This is a genomic window from Thiothrix nivea DSM 5205 (assembly GCF_000260135.1).
Lineage (GTDB): Bacteria > Pseudomonadota > Gammaproteobacteria > Thiotrichales > Thiotrichaceae > Thiothrix > Thiothrix nivea.
Genome location: NZ_JH651384.1, coordinates 3225905 through 3242106 on the forward strand (window position 1 = coordinate 3225905; position 16202 = coordinate 3242106).

Here is a 16202-nt window from a genome sequence, read left to right on the forward strand (position 1 = left end):
AATGAAAAAAGGCCAGCAATGGGGCTGGCCTGAAAAGAGTCTGCCGAAATGATACAACAAACCGCGAACGAATGCGCGAAATCATTCGATTTTTCAGATTTGACCGCCAGCGCAATCAATGCGCAAACTATAGCCGTCCGTAGAAACTACGGACAAACAGCAAAATCCGGTGGCTATCATCCACTCACTTGGCGGCAACACCGCCACCTTTTGCACGGCGGTTTTTTTTCGCCTGTAGAATACGGAAACGGTTTTATGCCGGGCGTCCGTGGACTACAAGACGGTGAAAACCGAAGTAAGCGGGAGGTGTTCCAAGAGAGCCTTGATAGCGTCCGGCAATTTTTGCCAACTATCAAAACTCAACTTGGAGCCGTCATCATGACCGCTATAACTCACCCAATGGGCAACCCTGCCCGCCGTGCGTCTGCACACCTCACTGTCGGAGGTGTCGCATGATCAGCTACAAATCCCCCATTACCTCGATCAGCCTGCACTCATTCGACGATCTGTCGCTGAAAGTCGCAGAACTGGAAGCCATGCTTGCCACTATCACCGATCTGGGCAATGTCGACCCGACAACTGGCTGTCTGATCAGTGCAGCGGAACGCCTCGCCAACTGGCTGCAAGCCGACGTGGAAGCCCTGCACACCGCCTACCGCAACCAGCACGGCGGATACCTGACCAACACCACCCCGTCACAATCCACCGAAGAAGAAGCGGAGGTGTCAGCATGAGCCTGTTACCACCCCGCAAACGCAAAGGCCAGCCGACCACCACCACCAGCGGCGGCAATGATGGCAACCTGCCACCCTCCCTGCCCGTCATTGACGACCGCATCATCAGGAACAAAAAGCCCGATTACGAACTGTCGAAAATCGTCGGCCTTGCCGTCCCAACGATCTACAAGCATGAAGCGCTCGGCACATTCCCCCCCAGGGTGAAAATAACCGGCAAGTCATCCGGCTGGCGCTGGAGCCAGGTCAAGCAATGGATCGAAGGCAAACGTGACTGGAGGGCGGCGCAATGAGTAAGCCAATCACCCCAACGGTGGAAATTTCCACCATTCCTTTCGATGATCGTGTGCAACTGGTGCATGAAGAGATCCAACGCCGCAAGCAGGAAACCATGCCAGAAAATCCGGGTCACTTTGTCGCCCGCCTCTGGATTTCATGGTTGAACAAGAACTTTCTGGACGTGCCAGCAGGCCAGGAGGTGCAATCATGCTGATGAAAAACCTTATCGCCAGCATGACGCCAGCAGAGCGCGTGAAGCTGTTCCTCTCTGACTGCAAGGCGCTGGAAACACACGCGGGCATTGTTGAACTTGGCGTGAATGGCGTTATCGCCAACCGCGCAATGGCTGAATCATCGCTTGAACACGTTGAAACCCTGTTGGCGCACCTTACCGACTTCCTGCAAGTCATCAAGGCCGACATGCAGGCCAGTAGCAAGGCAAAGAACAGCTATCAGCCTCCTCGGCTACTGCTAAAAGAATGTCCGCTGGCGATGTTTGAGGGGATGGAATCATGATGCAGCCAACCAACCACCCGCAAGACTTCGGGTTCATCCAAGAGCAACTAGCCCGCATCCCGGAAGAGTTCCACGGCATGGTAATGTCGCATTACGCGGCAGAGTACCAATCAGGCGAACACGAAGGCGCAGGACGCCGCGACGCCAACAACTGGCTGTTGGACGCCGCAGAGGTCTATGCGCTCGCAGTGCAAAAGCGCCTTGTTGCCCATGAGCGCCTCGCCCTGCTGTCAGCCAAGCATCTGGAGCTTTTCGGGCTGGATGCAACCGCCGCATGGGCGCGTGAGCAAGGCGCTCGCGTGCCACCATACCCAAAAGAACGCGCCGAAGGTGAGCCGCCCGCAGACCCGCACCAGCCAAACAGCCGCGCCGCCGTATCCTCAAAACTCTGCGCCGCCGAATGGTGGAACTGGCAACTGACCCGCCAACACCGCCAGCGCTCGGAACAAGCCCAGCGCAACGCGCTAAACGTCTGCAAGCGTCAATATGGTGGTTCCCCCTACTCTTCAGATGAAGCCGTGGAAAATTACAAGTGGAGCCAGACCCAGCTTGAAGCCTGGAAAAAGCAGGCGTATCTGATCAGTAATGAAGGCGACCAGTTCAGCCTCGACAGTGCCGACCACCAGCACGCCGCCAGCTTCATCAAGTTTGCCGAATTCATGGTACGGGTGAACGGCATGTCCAACATCGCCGCCGATAACTACATCGGCGCTGATGTTATCGGCCTGCTACCGGAAAAGCTGACCGGCGACAAGGGCGAAGGCGGGAGCCTTGCCGACGTATGCCATCTGGCAACGCTGGACAAGGCAGACCCAGAACAATGGATAGGGATTGCATTCACCCTCACCACGCCGTCGCGCTACCACATATTCAGCACGGCGGGCGGCAAGCTGCGCAGGAACCCGCGCTATGACCGCAGCACCACGCCAGCCGACGCCCGCGACTGGCTGCAAGAGACATGGAAGCTCACCCAAACCGCCTGGAAGCGCGCAACCAAACACATCGAATCCATCAACGGGTTCGGTTTCCGCATGGATGAAAGCCACCATGACGGGGTGAGCCATTACCACTATGCCATCTGGGTACAGGCGAAGGATGCGCAGCGCGCCACCCAGATTTTCTATGACAAGGCATTGCGCGGCGGCTACACCGACAGAAGCATCCTTGCCAAGGTACGCGCCGCCACCACCACCGAAGAGGTGCAAAAATGGGAACGTCGCCAGTGCCGTTACGGCCAGGACAAAGACGCCACCGAACCGGGCGCGGATGTGCGCCGCCTCAACTTCAAGGTGATGCGTTCGGCCAATGGCATGGTCAGCTACATGGTGAAATACATCACCAAGGGCTTGACCGGCGCGGACTGGGACGACCTCAAAGCCGGGGAAGCATCCAGCCAGACCATTATCAACATCATGGCGCGAAAATCTGTCTGGGGTTTGCGCCAGTACGCTTTCTGGAATGCCCCCTCTGTCATGGCATGGCGCGAACTGCGCAGGCTCGAAGACGAACAGGATGATCCTGTACTGGAAGCCGCCCGCCTCGCCGCCCGCGCCAGTGACTGGAAGGCATACACCGAAGCCAACGGCGGCGCAGCCTGCCCTGCCAATGAACGCCCCATCCGCATGTTCCGCGAAAACAAGGAAGACTGTGAAACCGGCAGCGACGCCCACAACCGTTACGGCGAAGTCATCCAGCAGGTACGCGGCCTGTTGGTGGAAGGCGTGGAAGTACGCACCCGCCTGAAAGACTGGTATTTGCTGAATATCGGTTCCCTGCAAAAACTGCTGGTGCAGCAGTATCTGCGTCATTCCGACACTGCCCGCGCCGATTTGCCCATCACCTTCTCGGATGACATTCAGGCCGTGATCGAACAGGCCAAGGCGCAAGGCAAGCTTACCCGGCTGGCGGATCACGCAGGCATCGTAATGTTCCCCTCTTCTTCTCTTCCGGGCGGCTCGCCGCCCCTTGGACTCGTTGGAGCATCTTCCCACGGGAAATCAGGCCAAGGTCAGGAGGTGCAGCCATGAGCAAAGACTTACCCAAGTGGATGCAACACGCAAATGGCGACATCCCCGACCCTACCCCGGATGAAATCGCAGAGGATTCTGAACTGCACCACCGCCTGGCGTTCAAGTGGCTGAACAACATCCCGCTTACCCCGGAGGAAAAGCGCCGGGATGATGCGATGTGGGAGGCAATCAGCACCTACTACCAGGGCATGGACGGCAAGGCATCCTCCCTGCTGGCGCGTGTCGACTGGCAGAAGGTGTTCATCGTGACTGCCCGCGCCCTTGCGGTGCTGGCGGTTGGGGCACTCACCTTCCAGTACAGCAAATACTTCGCAGCATTCGGTGCTGGTGCGATTGCCTTCATGGGTCAATTCACCATGGGGATTTTCTTCCTTGTGGCGATCCTACAAAGCACCAACGGTTTGCAAATCATGACGGCAGCACTCGGCTTATACCTGCTGGTAAACAGTTTTTAAGGGCAACAACAAATGAAAATTGATCTTCAAAAAATCCTGAATTCAGGTAACGACGATAGCGTTCTGTTCAATTACAAAGGCAGGGCGATTAAAAACCATAGGCTGATGCAATGTAAGCGCTTCTAAATCCCCCTCCTTTCAGCGCCCCACGTAATCCCGGACACTCAGCCCATCAGCAACAGATTGCATGGGAGAACACGATGAATCCAGGTCAAGATGGGCGTCTGGCGTACTGGCAAGCCCAGCTCCAACGCTTCCAGTCCTCCGGCCTTTCCGGAGTCCAGTATTGTGAACAGGAACAGTTGAGTTACCACGGCTTTGTCTACTGGCGGCGCAAATTATGCGGTACGGCGGGCAAGCCGCCCGGGGATGGCAAACGCCCGGTATTGCCAGAGCCTTCCGGTTTCGTGACTGTCCGCCCGGCGCAGCCGGGGACAGACGCCCGGACGGGCGATGGCCTGGAGCTGTCCCTGCCGAATGGCCTGGTGATCAGGAATATCCACCCCGGCAATGTGGCCTTGCTGCGCCGGTTGCTGGGGCAGTTGTAATGGCCCGTTATTTCGTAAGCGCTTCTAAATCCCCCTCCTTTCAGCGCCCCACGTAATCCCGGACACTCAGCCCATCAGCAACAGATTGCATGGGAGAACACGATGAATCCAGGTCAAGATGGGCGTCTGGCGTACTGGCAAGCCCAGCTCCAACGCTTCCAGTCCTCCGGCCTTTCCGGAGTCCAGTATTGTGAACAGGAACAGTTGAGTTACCACGGCTTTGTCTACTGGCGGCGCAAATTATGCGGTACGGCGGGCAAGCCGCCCGGGGATGGCAAACGCCCGGTATTGCCAGAGCCTTCCGGTTTCGTGACTGTCCGCCCGGCGCAGCCGGGGACAGACGCCCGGACGGGCGATGGCCTGGAGCTGTCCCTGCCGAATGGCCTGGTGATCAGGAATATCCACCCCGGCAATGTGGCCTTGCTGCGCCGGTTGCTGGGGCAGTTGTAATGGCCCGTTATTTCCGCCCCGCCGGGGAGATGCCGGACATTTACCTTTACCGCCCGCCCATTGATTTCCGCAAGGCCGCCCAGGGGGCTGGCGGCGATCGTGGCGCAGGAATTGGGCCACGACCCGTTTGCCGGGGCGCTGTACGCCTTCACCAACCGCCAGCGCACGAAAATCAAATGCCTGTATTGGGAAGACAATGGCTTTGTGCTGTATTACAAAGCCCTGGCGGAAGAGAAGTTCCATTGGCCGCAAACGGGGATGGCGGGGTGATGGCGCTGACGGCCCAGCAGATCAACTGGCTGCTGGACGGTTATGACATCAGCCTGCTCAAAGGGCATAAAAGTTGTGCTACGGGGCGCTGTTTTAGCGACTTATCCTGATGATTTGTTATCATTTAACCCATGGATTTAGCACCGCCGCCAGCCCCAAACCACATCCCATAGCGACCTGGACGCTGCCCGCCTGCGCCAGTTGCTGGCGCAGCAAGAGGCGGAATTTGCCGCCGTCCTGAAACAGCGTGACCACCATATCCAGCTCCTGGAAGAAATGCTGCGCCTGGCCAAAATACAGCGGTTTAGCGCCCAGTCTGAAAAGCTCCCCTTCCAGATTGACCTGTTTGATGAAGCCGAGTTGGCAACCGCGCTGGAGGACATCGCCGGACGACTGCCGGAGGCGGAACCCGCCAGGCCCCGCCCCAGCCAACGCCAGCGCGGCTTCCCGCCCGGGCTGAAGCGCCAACGGGTGGAGCTGTTGTTGGGTGATGCGGAAAAAGCCGGGGCGACCCGCACGTTTTTCACCAAGGTCAAGGAAGAGCTGGACTACATCCCGGCGCAACTGGTGGTGCTGGAATACTGGCAGGAAAAAGCCGTGTTTGCCGCCGGGGCCAGCCAGGATCCCGCCCCGGCAACGGCAGATGGCGGGCCAACGCTGGTCGCCGCCGCCCGTCCGCCCCATCCGTTGGGCAAATGCCATGCCAGCCTCAACCTGCTGACGCAGGTCATCATCGCCAAATACGCCGATGGCCTGCCCCTGTACCGCCTGGAGGGCATTTTCAAACGCCACGGCGCGGAACTCAGCCGCAGCAGCATGGCCCACTGGATCATCCGTCTGGAGGACAGCTTCAAACCCCTGCTCAACCTGCTGCGCGAAACCCAGAACAGCGGCGCTTACCTGCAAGGCGATGAAACCCGCATCCAGGTGCTGAAGGAGGACGGCAAAACCGCCCAGGCCGACAAATGGATGTGGGTGGTGCGGGGCGGCCCGCCGAACCAGGTGGCGGTCTTGTTTGAATACGACCCCAGCCGGGCGGGGAGCGTCCCCGAACGCCTACTGATGGACTTCCACGGCATTTTCCAGGCCGACGGCTATTCCGGTTACGCCGCCGTGTGCCGCAACAACGCCATCACCCGCATTGGCTGCTGGGACCATGCCCGCCGCAAGTTCGTGGAGGCCGTCAAGGCGGCGGGCGGCAAACAGGCCCGTGGCAAACCCACCCTGGCGGATATTGCCCTGGGCATGATCCGCAGGCTCTACCGCATCGAGGACAACATCAAGGGTCTGGACACGGCGGAGAAATACCGCCTGCGCCAGCAGTTGAGCGTGCCCCTGCTCAACGAACTGAAAACCTGGCTGGAAACGCAGGTCGGCAAGGTGATGAAAGGCGGCCTCACCCGCAAGGCGATGGAATACTGCCTCAACCAGTGGGAATACCTGAGTGGCTACTGCCAACGCGGCGACCTGCATATCAGCAATGTGCTGGCGGAGAACGCCATCCGCCCCTTTGCCGTGGGCCGCAAAGCCTGGCTGTTTGCCGACACCCCGCATGGCGCGCGCGCCAGCGCCGCCTGTTATTCCCTGATTGAAACCGCCAAGGCCAACGGCCTCGAACCGTATGCCTATATCCGCTATCTGCTGGAGCATATCGCCCAGGCCGACACCCTGGAAAAATGGGAGGCCCTCCTGCCATGGAATGTGCCGCTGGAGAAATGTGCGAAAAAAGTCCCTTTTTTTGACAAGGGCAAGTAGGGCGATTTAACGGCGCTTACGAAAGACGCATGGATTCAAGCAACGGAATCAGCCTTTCAATCTGGCGTGGAGAAAACTCTTTTGCGTCTGATCAAGCAATTAGGACGCAATCTAAGCGTGAATGTTGATGCTGAATTTCTTGCGAATATGAACACTGAACAGAAATCACCACAAGTTCTGTTTCTGGATGACTTCCGGTAGGAATCCCACTGGGATTCCCTCAAGTGCAATGCAAATGTCCCGTGGCTGTCCCGCTTCTGTCCCGTGGCTGTCCCGCTTCTGTCCCGTGGCTGTCCCGCTTCTGTCCCGTGGCTGTCCCGCTTCTGTCCCGTGGCTGTCCCGCTTCTGTCCCGTGGGACATCCGCATCTTGTCACTGTGACAGGTGCGTGACCGTATGAGTAAAAACACTCGAACCCGTCAAGTCCGAAGTGAAAGCGAAGCGGAAAAAGCGTTAGCTTTTTTTCACGTAGCCGAAGGGAAGACTTGTTTGCACGATCTCACCCCGCAACCAACGGGCGCGGCTGTAGAACCTTAATACGGCTGCTGAAAGAAATAAGCTAGGCATGAGGGGCAAAGGCTATTCCGCCGCCTGCCCCTCTGCCATGTGGCGAACATCGCCGAAGGCATTAATTACCGTTTTGAAACCTTCCGCCGATTTGCCTACTCAATGGTAGCAAGCTTCATCACTGGTCAGGCTGGCTATGCTGATCAAACTGCCCATATGGCTCCCTCACTGGCTTGTCGGATGCTTATCAGTTGGGGATTCTACCAGCGCTTTCAAGGTTCATGGGGCAAGACCCCGAAACACATAATGAGCCTACAATGATTAACACATTGTAAATTAATGGAAATTTACGATTATTTGCCGGAAAACCTTGTCGGCCTAAATGATAGTGTTGTGCTGGCTTTTGTTTGTCGGTAATTGTGAGGAAAAGCAGGCATTCAACACCCCAACGGCGAACCCGCACACATCAAAACCCACCTATCAAAGATTGATTACGAAAATTGTTGAACAATCCGTTTAACGAATCATCCAGAGGTATTAATGCAAAACTCGATCATCGGCTTGCGACTTCCGCCAGATTTGAAACGCGAATTTGCCGATATTGCCAGCCAACAAAACACCACGATGTCAGTATTGACCCGTGGGCTTATAAACAATTTCATCAAAAAACACAGGAAACAGAACCGTGAAACAGCTAATCCTTAACTTGACCGACGCCGAATACGACCTTTTGACTGTAAAGGCTGGAAATGGCGACTTGCAGCAAATCATGCGCATCGCAATCGATAATTATTTCTGCACGCACCGTCACACATCGACAAACACCCCGCCCCTTGACTTGAGCGGAAGAATGGCAATTTTGCGCAAACTGGCAACGCCAGAAATGTAAGCGCCGTTAAATCGCCCTACTTGCCCTTGTCAAAAAAAGGGACTTTTTTCGCACATTTCTCCAGCGGCACATTCCATGGCAGGAGGGCCTCCCATTTTTCCAGGGTGTCGGCCTGGGCGATATGCTCCAGCAGATAGCGGATATAGGCATACGGTTCGAGGCCGTTGGCCTTGGCGGTTTCAATCAGGGAATAACAGGCGGCGCTGGCGCGCGCGCCATGCGGGGTGTCGGCAAACAGCCAGGCTTTGCGGCCCACGGCAAAGGGGCGGATGGCGTTCTCCGCCAGCACATTGCTGATATGCAGGTCGCCGCGTTGGCAGTAGCCACTCAGGTATTCCCACTGGTTGAGGCAGTATTCCATCGCCTTGCGGGTGAGGCCGCCTTTCATCACCTTGCCGACCTGCGTTTCCAGCCAGGTTTTCAGTTCGTTGAGCAGGGGCACGCTCAACTGCTGGCGCAGGCGGTATTTCTCCGCCGTGTCCAGACCCTTGATGTTGTCCTCGATGCGGTAGAGCCTGCGGATCATGCCCAGGGCAATATCCGCCAGGGTGGGTTTGCCACGGGCCTGTTTGCCGCCCGCCGCCTTGACGGCCTCCACGAACTTGCGGCGGGCATGGTCCCAGCAGCCAATGCGGGTGATGGCGTTGTTGCGGCACACGGCGGCGTAACCGGAATAGCCGTCGGCCTGGAAAATGCCGTGGAAGTCCATCAGTAGGCGTTCGGGGACGCTCCCCGCCCGGCTGGGGTCGTATTCAAACAAGACCGCCACCTGGTTCGGCGGGCCGCCCCGCACCACCCACATCCATTTGTCGGCCTGGGCGGTTTTGCCGTCCTCCTTCAGCACCTGGATGCGGGTTTCATCGCCTTGCAGGTAAGCGCCGCTGTTCTGGGTTTCGCGCAGCAGGTTGAGCAGGGGTTTGAAGCTGTCCTCCAGACGGATGATCCAGTGGGCCATGCTGCTGCGGCTGAGTTCCGCGCCGTGGCGTTTGAAAATGCCCTCCAGGCGGTACAGGGGCAGGCCATCGGCGTATTTGGCGATGATGACCTGCGTCAGCAGGTTGAGGCTGGCATGGCATTTGCCCAACGGATGGGGCGGACGGGCGGCGGCGACCAGCGTTGGCCCGCCATCTGCCGTTGCCGGGGCGGGATCCTGGCTGGCCCCGGCGGCAAACACGGCTTTTTCCTGCCAGTATTCCAGCACCACCAGTTGCGCCGGGATGTAGTCCAGCTCTTCCTTGACCTTGGTGAAAAACGTGCGGGTCGCCCCGGCTTTTTCCGCATCACCCAACAACAGCTCCACCCGTTGGCGCTTCAGCCCGGGCGGGAAGCCGCGCTGGCGTTGGCTGGGGCGGGGCCTGGCGGGTTCCGCCTCCGGCAGTCGTCCGGCGATGTCCTCCAGCGCGGTTGCCAACTCGGCTTCATCAAACAGGTCAATCTGGAAGGGGAGCTTTTCAGACTGGGCGCTAAACCGCTGTATTTGGCCAGGCGCAGCATTTCTTCCAGGAGCTGGATATGGTGGTCACGCTGTTTCAGGACGGCGGCAAATTCCGCCTCTTGCTGCGCCAGCAACTGGCGCAGGCGGGCAGCGTCCAGGTCGCTATGGGATGTGGTTTTGGGGGCTGGCGGCGGTGCTAAATCCATGGGTTAAATGATAACAAAATCATCAGGATAAGTCGCTAAAACAGCGCCCCGTAGCACAACTTTTTATGCCCTTTGAGCAGGCTGATGTCATAACCGTCCAGCAGCCAGTTGATCTGCTGGGCCGTCAGCGCCATCACCCCGCCATCCCCCGTTTGCGGCCAATGGAACTTCTCTTCCGCCAGGGCTTTGTAATACAGCACAAAGCCATTGTCTTCCCAATACAGGCATTTGATTTTCGTGCGCTGGCGGTTGGTGAAGGCGTACAGCGCCCCGGCAAACGGGTCGTGGCCCAATTCCTGCGCCACGATCGCCGCCAGCCCCTGGGCGGCCTTGCGGAAATCAATGGGCGGGCGGTAAAGGTAAATGTCCGGCATCTCCCCGGCGGGGCGGAAATAACGGGCCATTACAACTGCCCCAGCAACCGGCGCAGCAAGGCCACATTGCCGGGGTGGATATTCCTGATCACCAGGCCATTCGGCAGGGACAGCTCCAGGCCATCGCCCGTCCGGGCGTCTGTCCCCGGCTGCGCCGGGCGGACAGTCACGAAACCGGAAGGCTCTGGCAATACCGGGCGTTTGCCATCCCCGGGCGGCTTGCCCGCCGTATAGTCTTTTCATTTTAGTCGGCTACACTTTGTCTGTTGAATGCGTAATCAATCGCGTCGTCCAGGGTGCTACCTTTTCCCATGGCCAGACGCGCATAATGTTTCAAGGTTGCCCAGCATTGCTCGATGGGGTTGAGATCAGGCGAATAAGCGGGTAACTGAATGATACGAATCTGGTATTTCATGGCAATCGCCTCCAGGTCACCGCCTAAATGGAAGCTCGCATTGTCCCAGACAAGCACATAAGGTTTGGGCTTTTCCTGACCTTGCTGCAACGATTTTCCCAAGGCTTCCAACCATTGTTCAACAATCATCCGGTTAATGTTGCCGGTCACTACCCACGGCATTTGCCAGCTTTGATCAGAGGCGCGGATAGCGCTGATCCAGTTGCGTTTATGTCCCCGGCCTCCAGGGCGGGGATGTCACAAGGCTCCCCTTTTTTTGCCCAGCCCCACTCATAGCGTTCGGTACTGTAGAATCCTGCCTCGTCCGCAAACAGGATATGATCCTGACCGTATTTTTTCTCCAGATGCCCAAGTAGCCACAGGAAAACCCAGCGGTCTAGCGGTTTGGCTTGCTGGTAGAAAGAACGTTTTTTTTATGGCTCCAACCGATCCGTTGCAGCCATTTATGCAGGCCACGATAAGAAATGGCCTTGCCATAATGCGCTTCAAAGCGTGGCAGCAAATCCTCGATGCGTTCAAACGGGGTTTCGCTCTCCACCCATTGCCGAAAAGCTTCAACGTCTTTCACCTTATGGCTGTGCCCAGGGCGGGGATGTGTCCGGGGTTGGAGGCTGCCGGTTTCTTCCCTCAGGGCCAACCATTTGTCCAGGGTGCTGCGGGCTATGGAAAACGTCCCACAAACGTGGGATTTATGTTTGCTCTTGTCATAGGCAGCAACAACACGTTCACGGAGATCCTTAGAGTAGTAAGTCGGCATGATGAAGGATGGGGAAGTTGATCATCCGTTCTATTGTAGCTGACTAAAATGAAAAGACTATACCGCATAATTTGCGCCGCCAGTAGACAAAGCCGTGGTAACTCAACTGTTCCTGTTCACAATACTGGACTCCGGAAAGGCCGGAGGACTGGAAGCGTTGGAGCTGGGCTTGCCAGTACGCCAGACGCCCATCTTGACCTGGATTCATCGTGTTCTCCCATGCAATCTGTTGCTGATGGGCTGAGTGTCCGGGATTACGTGGGGCGCTGAAAGGAGGGGGATTTAGAAGCGCTTACGATGCAATGGGCGAAGGCGGCGACCTTCGGGCTGTATGCCGTCGCCATCTTCATGCTCTATGTCAGTGACCTGTGGGGTATTGCCTCATTCATCGCCAAGAACAGTAACGACTTCATTGCACTGGCAGTGTTTAGCGTTATTGCATTCACCCTGTCCTACTTCCTCGCATCGAGCAAAGAAGCGACTTACGAGGATATTGCCATCCATCGTTCAGAGGGCTGGAAGCTCACCGGGGCGCAAGTGCTGGCAATGTGCCTGTTTGCGTCCAGTGGTGTGCTGTTTGAAATGTTCAGCACGACGGGCAACCAGCAACACATTGCCAATAGTGCGGCTGAATCATCCAGCATGATGAAAAGCATCCAGCAAACTGACGTTTCAGTATTGGGCAGTTCCGGGCTTACTCAAAACCTGATGGATGCACAAGCCAAACTGGCAACCTGCCAGAAAACCCTGGAGAAGATGCAGGCAAAAGGCAGGAAATACGATTGCGCGGAATCAGAGGCGCGTGTTCAGGCCGTGAAAGAAAGCATGGCCATGAGTAACCAGCTTGCGCAGGACGCCAGCGAACAGGCGTTCAATAACAAGGTTGAATCCATGCTGAAAGTCCGCGATTCATTCGACAAGCCAATGTTTCAGGCAATGGCGAAATATACCGGCACGGATAACAACACCGGCATGGTGCTGGTTATTGCGGTACTGATTACCATCTTTGAATTGCAGCACATCATGGCGCTGTTTGCTTATTCCAACGCGCTACGCAGGATCAAGCAAAGCGGCAATGAGAAACCTGCTGGTAATGGCTACAATCCGGTATTCACACCCTCCCCTGCCCCATCTGCTGGCACGTCACCACTGCAAGCGATGAAACAGGAGTTCAGCAACATGGTTGGATCTGCACCGGCAGTAATCGCCAACGAATACGCCAGGGCGCAACAATCACGCCAGCAGGTTTATTCCAAGGCAGCGGATAAGCTGGATTCAGTTCAGGACGATCTGAATAAGCACGCGGCATTTTTAAAACTGCTGGTCATGGAAGCACAAGCGAGTGTTAACCATAGCATGGAACCCACGCAGGAAAATATCAGGAATGTTATTGCCCATGTTTTAAGACGCCACCAGCAAACTACCGGGCAGAATACCCAGCATGTAGACCTGGACAAGCTGACCGGGTTGGTTATCGGTAAAATCAAGCCAGCGGCTAATAGCCAATCTGGTGATGTTAAAACCTACCGTGCTGAATTGCGCGAAGGCGAAAAGGTTTATTCTGATTCACCACTGGATAAGCCGCGCCCTGCCCCACATTTGAGTGTGGCGGACACCGTGAAGCAAATCCAAGCCGACGTAAAGGCCAGCGGCGCAACCTCACCAGACGCGGTTCAGGCGGCTGTGTTTGATGCGTTTGCAGCCATGCCCAACCCTGCCCCACTGAATGATGTTGCCCTGAATAAGATTGCCGACAAGCTGGTAATCAATGCCGCGCATACCCACTCCCCCACCGTTCCACGAAACGGTCAGGAAACCGTTCTGGATACCGTGCCCGCACGGTCTGAAACGGTAGCAGCCACCGTGCCCGCACGGTCACAAAACGGTTCCAGCGAAACGGTTCAAAACGGTCTGGAAGGTGAGGCAAAACAGGTGGAATCTGACCTATATCCTGAGTGGGTCGGTAGGGTATCAGCCGGGAAAATTTCACCGGGAGCCAGGGATGCAAAACGCTTTATCAGCCAGCGCACCAAGAGCAAGGAAGACAAGGTTGGCTTGACGGTGCAGGAAATGGGGCGTATCTGGACGCTATGGAATGAGCGCGCCGTTAAGGAAGGTGTGCTAAAGCACAATCCTGATTGGAGCAATGGCAAGCCAAAATACATACTGGCTTAACAAGGGTGGGCAGGGGAGGTTAAAATCCTCTGCCCATATTTACAATAAACAGGGGAACCATGAAACGGGGAAATTTAAAAAAACTGGAAAAACAGATGAAACACCTAAAGGCATTCCTGATCCTGACATTATCAATATTTGGAATGGTTTTTCTCTACTACTACTGAAACCTCATGATAAAAGAATACCTGCCATACCTCACCCAACTGGCGCGCCTGCTGTTTTCGCTATTCTGCCTGTATCTGGTTTACCAGCTCACGCAGCAATGGGCGCTCGATCTATACGGGGAACTGATGTTTCCCGGCTGGATTCAGGTTTCTCTATTCGCCATCGCAGCGGGCGGCATATTCCCAAGGGCGCAACATTTCAGCCTGGACAACGACAGCGACATCAGGATGCTGACGGGCGGGTTATGGGCGTTTTGGTTGGGAATGGCTGCATCATTCCTGCCGTGAAGGGCAGGGCAGGGAACAATAACCCGGCTTTCATAAGTCATTGAAAAGCCGGGTACACTTCAAAAGTGACCGGGTAGGATTCCGGGTATCGAACAAGCAGATAAAATTAAACATGCAATTTAATCAATGTTTTATTTGAATAGTTTAATTCCCTTCACCTCATACTCAAGTTCGATTCCCATTATTCCATATAATCGCCCATTTTCGGCGCATACGGATCCATGATCACAATCTTGCCGTCCTTGACACTGCGCATCAAGTTGTCGCCGTGCAAATCCCAGTTCAGATATTTCTGGTTTTCACGGTAATACAGGCACAGTTTGCGCATGTCTTCAGCCAGTTCTGCTCCATAACGTTCGGCAACGTAGCTCCAGACCTTGAGGCGGTCTTCCTTTTCCATCCAGTCGATTTCGTGGACGTGTTCGGTAAAGAATTCAGCGTCGGCTTCGTCCAGGTGCTCCAGGCGTTCCATGACGTAGATAGCGCGGTAATCCGGCTCTTCAAAGGTGAACAGGTGGATGCAAGCCGGGTCAATGGGGTGGCCATCCTCGTCCAGTACTCCGACACGCTTGACGAAAGGCACATTTTGCAGCTCGTATTTCTGGATGGCATCCATGAAATACTCCAATCCAAGTGACTGCTTTTCCAGCAAAACGTAGTTGCGCCACGTATCACTGGTGAGGTCTGCTGTGAAGGCTCGCTTGCATTGGGCGCATTTCATGCTGAGCTTCTTGCCACCATCAAAGCATTTCATTTCGTAAACTTTGGTGAGGAAGGTGTTTTCACATTGGGGGCAGTCCATCCGTTTGAATTTGCCGCTGAGGAAGCAGTCCAGGATTTCCTTGCTGGAGTCGACGTGTTCCATGGTTAGTACTCAATACCGTTTCTGAGGAGAAGGGGGGAGCCGAGCTGGATGATGCCTGGAAAATAGTCATCAATCCATAGCCCGACACTGATCCCCTGATGGAGCATGAAAGCGCGTTTTTTTCTACCATCGGTGGTGTAAATGCGGATGCCTTCATCATGCAGCTTGCCGCGGATTTCCTGCAAGTTGTCATCCATGTCGCCACGCAGGGTACAGATGACCGGTTCCCAGTCACCTTCACGGTAAGCGTCAATCAGTGACATGTAAAATTCCGGGTCGGCGGTGATGGTGTTGTCAAAGTCGATGGCAACAATGCGCGAAGTGGTAGAATCGGCCAGCGCATATTGGTCAACCCTGAATTCATCGAAGGTCGAGGTGATTTCATGTTCACCATGCTCTTTGATGCGCGTTTCCAAAATGCGGAATGCAGCGCATGGCAATTTGCTGTGATAGTAAAAAACCAGATCTGACATGCAGTTTTCTCTCTAGCGGGATATAAGTGTTTGCGTTTTTGTGTTCTCAGGGTAGTGGCAATCTGTGTTGGCTGCAATGATTTAGGGCAAAGAAAAAGGCTCCCGGGGGAGCCTTTTTCAGAGCTGGTTAGCAATTAGCCGGAATTAGTGGCCGGTTGCAACACCTGCGCCACGAGGAACACGGACATCTTCAACCAGATGCTGGATATGCTCAGGTGGCGGAGCAGTTACGCGGGAAACTGCCCATGCAACTACGAAGTTCACGATTGCACCCACGGTACCGAATGCTTCAGGGGAGATCCCCATGAACCACTGGTCTGGCTTGTCAGGCAGCATGTTAGGGGATTTCCCTGAAAGATTCCCCCGCAATGGCTACACTTGTCTTATCGACAAGCGGAGTCCCTATCCCCATGCCCCCCGAACCCCAAACAGCTAACCCGATCCTGAGTGAATCCCAGATAGCCGACCTGAAACTGGCGGCCTCGAAAATGTCTGGCAGCACCCGCCGTGCGTTCCAGGCGGACATGAGCCGGAAATATTGTGCAGGCAACGCCCGCCAGACTGAAAGGTGTTTTGGCTGGGGTCGGGAGGGGGTGCAGTTGGGTTTGGAGGAAC

23 protein-coding genes and 1 pseudogene are annotated in these 16202 nt (G+C 55.9%); 15 read left to right on the forward strand and 9 right to left on the reverse strand.

The features are described 5' to 3' along the window. The first annotated feature begins 48 nt into the window (after positions 1 to 48). The 13 genes from THINI_RS16135 to THINI_RS16190 all read left to right on the forward strand — a co-directional run bounded on the left by THINI_RS16135 (position 49) and on the right by THINI_RS16190 (position 8432). Complete coding sequence (locus tag THINI_RS16135) at positions 49 to 456, forward strand: hypothetical protein (RefSeq protein WP_040839502.1); 408 nt, start codon at positions 49 to 51, stop codon at positions 454 to 456. Beyond that, complete coding sequence (locus THINI_RS16140) at positions 453 to 734, forward strand: hypothetical protein (protein WP_002709621.1); 282 nt, start codon at positions 453 to 455, stop codon at positions 732 to 734. The genes THINI_RS16135 and THINI_RS16140 overlap by 4 nt, the downstream gene beginning before the upstream one ends. Then, complete coding sequence (locus THINI_RS16145) at positions 731 to 1027, forward strand: helix-turn-helix transcriptional regulator (RefSeq protein ID WP_002709622.1); 297 nt, start codon at positions 731 to 733, stop codon at positions 1025 to 1027. The genes THINI_RS16140 and THINI_RS16145 overlap by 4 nt, the downstream gene beginning before the upstream one ends. Next, positions 1024 to 1227: a hypothetical protein gene (locus THINI_RS16150; protein ID WP_002709623.1), complete on the forward strand. Its 204-nt coding sequence runs from the start codon at positions 1024 to 1026 to the stop codon at positions 1225 to 1227. The genes THINI_RS16145 and THINI_RS16150 overlap by 4 nt, the downstream gene beginning before the upstream one ends. Then, positions 1221 to 1529, forward strand: a complete 309-nt coding sequence (locus tag THINI_RS16155) for a hypothetical protein (protein WP_002709624.1) — start codon at positions 1221 to 1223, stop codon at positions 1527 to 1529. The genes THINI_RS16150 and THINI_RS16155 overlap by 7 nt, the downstream gene beginning before the upstream one ends. Beyond that, a complete protein-coding gene (locus THINI_RS16160; protein WP_002709625.1) occupies positions 1526 to 3556 on the forward strand; it encodes a replication endonuclease in 2031 nt (676 codons plus the stop codon). The genes THINI_RS16155 and THINI_RS16160 overlap by 4 nt, the downstream gene beginning before the upstream one ends. After that, the gene (locus THINI_RS16165) at positions 3553 to 4014 is read left to right on the forward strand and encodes a hypothetical protein (protein WP_002709626.1); all 462 of its coding nucleotides are present in this window, start codon (positions 3553 to 3555) and stop codon (positions 4012 to 4014) included. Before THINI_RS16160 ends, THINI_RS16165 begins: the two co-directional genes overlap by 4 nt. Positions 4015 to 4214: 200 nt before the next feature. Then, positions 4215 to 4562, forward strand: a complete 348-nt coding sequence (tnpA, locus tag THINI_RS16170) for an IS66 family insertion sequence element accessory protein TnpA (RefSeq protein WP_002706643.1) — start codon at positions 4215 to 4217, stop codon at positions 4560 to 4562. 102 nt (positions 4563 to 4664) lie between these two features. After that, complete coding sequence (gene tnpA, locus THINI_RS16175; RefSeq protein WP_002706643.1) at positions 4665 to 5012, forward strand: IS66 family insertion sequence element accessory protein TnpA; 348 nt, start codon at positions 4665 to 4667, stop codon at positions 5010 to 5012. Between the two features lie 60 nt (positions 5013 to 5072). Then, positions 5073 to 5282: an IS66 family insertion sequence element accessory protein TnpB gene (tnpB, locus tag THINI_RS16180; protein ID WP_281054679.1), complete on the forward strand. Its 210-nt coding sequence runs from the start codon at positions 5073 to 5075 to the stop codon at positions 5280 to 5282. A 177-nt stretch (positions 5283 to 5459) separates the two neighbouring features. Next, the gene (gene tnpC, locus THINI_RS16185) at positions 5460 to 7037 is read left to right on the forward strand and encodes an IS66 family transposase (protein ID WP_050988073.1); all 1578 of its coding nucleotides are present in this window, start codon (positions 5460 to 5462) and stop codon (positions 7035 to 7037) included. Positions 7038 to 8083: 1046 nt separating this feature from the next. Then, entirely contained in the window at positions 8084 to 8248 is a 165-nt protein-coding gene (locus tag THINI_RS25330) for a hypothetical protein (protein ID WP_002709629.1), read from the forward strand. Then, positions 8229 to 8432, forward strand: a complete 204-nt coding sequence (locus THINI_RS16190) for a hypothetical protein (protein ID WP_002709630.1) — start codon at positions 8229 to 8231, stop codon at positions 8430 to 8432. Before THINI_RS25330 ends, THINI_RS16190 begins: the two co-directional genes overlap by 20 nt. A gap of 16 nt (positions 8433 to 8448) precedes the next feature. Here THINI_RS16190 and tnpC (THINI_RS16195) read toward each other — a convergent pair. From tnpC (THINI_RS16195) to tnpA (THINI_RS25335), 6 genes and pseudogenes are all read right to left on the reverse strand, one after another. After that, positions 8449 to 10073 (reverse strand): annotated as a pseudogene (tnpC, locus tag THINI_RS16195) (IS66 family transposase). Positions 10074 to 10108: 35 nt separating this feature from the next. Then, on the reverse strand, positions 10109 to 10477 hold the full coding sequence (gene tnpB / locus THINI_RS16200; RefSeq protein ID WP_002706841.1) for an IS66 family insertion sequence element accessory protein TnpB: 369 nt from the start codon (positions 10475 to 10477) through the stop codon (positions 10109 to 10111). After that, a complete protein-coding gene (locus THINI_RS24465; protein ID WP_245536635.1) occupies positions 10477 to 10638 on the reverse strand; it encodes a hypothetical protein in 162 nt (53 codons plus the stop codon). The genes tnpB (THINI_RS16200) and THINI_RS24465 overlap by 1 nt, the downstream gene beginning before the upstream one ends. Positions 10639 to 10691: 53 nt before the next feature. Next, positions 10692 to 11060, reverse strand: a complete 369-nt coding sequence (locus tag THINI_RS26705; protein ID WP_081485865.1) for a transposase — start codon at positions 11058 to 11060, stop codon at positions 10692 to 10694. A gap of 178 nt (positions 11061 to 11238) precedes the next feature. After that, complete coding sequence (locus tag THINI_RS26710; RefSeq protein WP_040838909.1) at positions 11239 to 11619, reverse strand: helix-turn-helix domain-containing protein; 381 nt, start codon at positions 11617 to 11619, stop codon at positions 11239 to 11241. A 43-nt stretch (positions 11620 to 11662) separates the two neighbouring features. Further along, a complete protein-coding gene (tnpA, locus tag THINI_RS25335) occupies positions 11663 to 11827 on the reverse strand; it encodes an IS66 family insertion sequence element accessory protein TnpA (RefSeq protein WP_245536636.1) in 165 nt (54 codons plus the stop codon). Between the two features lie 89 nt (positions 11828 to 11916). Between tnpA (THINI_RS25335) and THINI_RS24760 the strand changes: the two genes are divergently transcribed. Both THINI_RS24760 and THINI_RS16220 read left to right on the forward strand, forming a co-directional pair. After that, a complete protein-coding gene (locus THINI_RS24760; RefSeq protein ID WP_002709631.1) occupies positions 11917 to 13794 on the forward strand; it encodes a hypothetical protein in 1878 nt (625 codons plus the stop codon). A 173-nt stretch (positions 13795 to 13967) separates the two neighbouring features. Next, positions 13968 to 14249, forward strand: a complete 282-nt coding sequence (locus tag THINI_RS16220) for a hypothetical protein (RefSeq protein WP_002709633.1) — start codon at positions 13968 to 13970, stop codon at positions 14247 to 14249. A gap of 181 nt (positions 14250 to 14430) precedes the next feature. On the opposite strand, the gene THINI_RS16225 is transcribed toward THINI_RS16220, so the two are convergent. From THINI_RS16225 to THINI_RS16235, 3 genes are all read right to left on the reverse strand, one after another. Further along, the gene (locus THINI_RS16225) at positions 14431 to 15114 is read right to left on the reverse strand and encodes a hypothetical protein (protein WP_002709634.1); all 684 of its coding nucleotides are present in this window, start codon (positions 15112 to 15114) and stop codon (positions 14431 to 14433) included. 2 nt (positions 15115 to 15116) lie between these two features. Beyond that, positions 15117 to 15587, reverse strand: a complete 471-nt coding sequence (locus THINI_RS16230) for a hypothetical protein (protein WP_002709635.1) — start codon at positions 15585 to 15587, stop codon at positions 15117 to 15119. Positions 15588 to 15731: 144 nt separating this feature from the next. Further along, entirely contained in the window at positions 15732 to 15923 is a 192-nt protein-coding gene (locus tag THINI_RS16235) for a hypothetical protein (RefSeq protein WP_040839504.1), read from the reverse strand. Between the last annotated feature and the right edge of the window lie 279 nt (positions 15924 to 16202).